Source organism: Arthrobacter sp. Br18 (assembly GCF_000520555.1).
Classification (GTDB): Bacteria; Actinomycetota; Actinomycetes; order Actinomycetales; family Micrococcaceae; genus Arthrobacter_D.
The window spans coordinates 1-2,688 of the sequence record NZ_KI914894.1 but is presented as its reverse complement, the minus strand read 5'-3'; the positions used below and the strand labels follow the sequence as shown (position 1 = coordinate 2,688).

The following is a 2,688-nucleotide window of genomic DNA, read 5'->3' as shown; positions in this document are numbered from 1 at the left end:
ATCGTTGCCGGCAGGACCAGGCAGATGTGGATGTTTTTGGCTTTCCGTAACTCCTGGCGCAGTACTTCCGTGAAACCGAGCAGCCCGAATTTGCTGGTCACATAGGGGGAAACATAGGGGGAGGTGATTTTGGAGTACACCGATCCGATGATGATCAAGGTTCCCCGGCCCTGGCTTCGGAAGTACGGCAGTACAGCGCGGGCAGTGTGGATCGGTCCGAAAAGGTTTGTCTCGATGATTCGGCGGAACACGTCGGGCGGTGTGGTTTCGAAGGTTCCGTAACTGTAAACGGAGGCATTACCGACGCACACGTCGATCCGCCCGAAGGCTTCAACTGCCGAGCGCATGAGGATTTCTACCTGGGATTCGTCGCTGATATCGGTGGGCACGGTGATTACCTGCGCCCCGTACGCGGCACATTCGGCGGCGACCTCTTGCAGGATTTCGGGACTGCGGGCCGCGAGAACGAGCCGGGCACCGGTTTTGGCGAAAGCATGCGCGGTGGCCCGGCCGATGCCGCTGGAAGCACCGGTGATGACGACCACCGCGCCCGGTCGGCGGTGGCCGCCCTGCCGGCTCACCGGCACCGCCTTCGGGGGCGTGCTGTCACCGCGGGGATGGGGTTAGCGGGCACGGTCAGAGATCCTCAGCAGGCTTTCGGTGACCACACCGAGGACCGTGTGGGCGACCATGCCTCTTGCATGTGCCTGCCAGGGGTACTCCTTGGGTCCGGATGCCAGTCCCAGTGCAGGAGCAACGATCTCGTCGTTGAGTACATATAACCCAAAACCGTACAGCGCGCCGTTGCCTGCTTTCATGAAGGGCGCTTCCCTGCGGATGACGGCGTGCAAGGCACCGGGCAGTATTCCCAGCGCGTAGTGCATTGTTATTCCGGCCGGGTTCGGTTCACCGGTGGGCAGGTCGATTCCTGTCTTGTCGGCTGCTTTTTCGATGGCGGCATGGGCGACGTCCTTGCCGCCGGCACGGGCCTGGTGTTCGCGTTCTAGCGCGGCGGGATCTTCGTGGTTGTACAGAAACCCTCCGACGCGATCCATCGCCCACACACCGGCCGCACCGGCTGCTGCCCCCAGAATCATGTCCAAAGCGATGCTGCGCTCCGATGTGACATGATGCGCAGGGGCCGGCTCAGGGGCCGGGGCTCCGGCAGGACTGGGCAGGACGGGGGACGGTTCCGGTGGCTCCTGACGGAAGGGTTCCTGACGGGAGGGCCCCGGTGGATTGGTGCGTCCGTCGGGGAGGTTCTCGGTGGTTGGGGGATGCGTCATTTGGAGTGTGTCCTTTCACCGGTTCAAGGGAGAAATCTCCGGCACCGGAAAAATCGGGTGCCGGGGAGGGGGTCGGTCAGGGTTTGAGGACGACTTTGATGCAGTTGTCCTGCTTTTTCTGAAACACCTCATACGCTTCGGGCGCTTCATCGAGGGAGACTTCGTGGGTCATCAAATCGGTAACACCGAGCGGATCGGAAGGGTCCTCGACCAGGGGTAGGAGGTCATCGATCCACCGTTTGACGTTGCACTGGCCCATGCGCAGCTGGATCTGCTTATCGAATAGGGTCAGCATCGGCATCGGGTCCGCCATGCCGCCGTAAACACCGCTGACCGAGACAGTGCCGCCGCGGCGCACCGCGTCAATGCAGGCATGCAGGACATTCAGCCGGTCGACCCCAACCTTCTCGATGGCTTTCTGCGCGAGCGGGTCCGGCAGCAGGCCGGCTGCCTGCTGGGCGAAAGCCCCTACCGGGGAGCCGTGGGCTTCCATGCCCACCGCGTCCAGGACGGAGTTCGGGCCCCTGCCCTCGGTCATTTCACGCAGTTCATCGCCAATGGTGTCGCTGTAATCCAGGGTTTCCACGCCGTGCCGTTCGGCCATGGCGCGCAGCTCGGGCACAGGTTCAATGCCGATGACCCGGTAGCCCAGATGCACGCCCGCGCGGGCGGCGAACTGCCCTACCGGGCCCAACCCGAAGACCGCCAGGGTGCCGCCGTCGGGCACGTTCGGGCCCCTGCCCTCGGTCATTTCACGTAGCTCGTCTCCGATGGTGTCACTGTAATCCAGGGTTTCCACGCCGTGCCGTTCGGCCATTGCACGCCGCTCGGGCACAGGCTCGATGCCGATGACCCGGTAACCCAGGTGCACGCCCGCGCGGGCGGCGAACTGCCCTACCGGGCCCAACCCGAAGACCGCCAGGGTGCCGCCGTCGGGCACGTTCGCGTACTGCACGCCCTGCCAGGCGGTGGGCACGATGTCGGAGAGGTAGAGGTAACGCACATCGGGAAGGTCGTGGCCCACTTTGATGGGGCCGTAATCGGCGAAGGGAACCCGCAGGTATTCCGCTTGCCCGCCCGGTACCGAACCATACAGCTCGGAGTACCCGAAGATGCGCGCACCGAGGCCTTTTTCCCGGACCTGGGTGGTTTCACACTGCGACTGCAGGTTCAGGGAGCACATCAGGCACTTCCCGCAGGCGATGTTGAAGGGGATGACCACCCGATCGCCGACAGCCAGGTTCGACACGGCACTGCCGACTTCCTGAACGATCCCCATGGGTTCATGACCCAGGACGTCGCCCTTGCTCATGTAGGGGCCCAGTACCTCATACAGGTGCAGGTCCGAGCCGCAGATCGCTGTGGAGGTGATTTTGATGATCGCGTCGGTGGGTTCCTGGAT

General features: G+C 63.7%; 3 protein-coding genes. All 3 read right to left on the bottom strand.

Going from position 1 to position 2,688, the window contains the following annotated elements; translation table 11 throughout:
• A partial coding sequence (locus Y704_RS22205; protein WP_162149428.1) for an SDR family NAD(P)-dependent oxidoreductase occupies window positions 1-581 on the bottom strand: 581 nt, incomplete at its 3' end.
• A gap of 42 nt (window positions 582-623) precedes the next feature.
• On the bottom strand, window positions 624-1,286 hold the full coding sequence (locus Y704_RS0116535) for a DUF1440 domain-containing protein (protein ID WP_216699005.1): 663 nt from the start codon (window positions 1,284-1,286) through the stop codon (window positions 624-626).
• A gap of 76 nt (window positions 1,287-1,362) precedes the next feature.
• Window positions 1,363-2,688: alcohol dehydrogenase catalytic domain-containing protein (locus Y704_RS25440; protein ID WP_026550927.1), on the bottom strand; the 1,326-nt coding region annotated here is incomplete at its 5' end.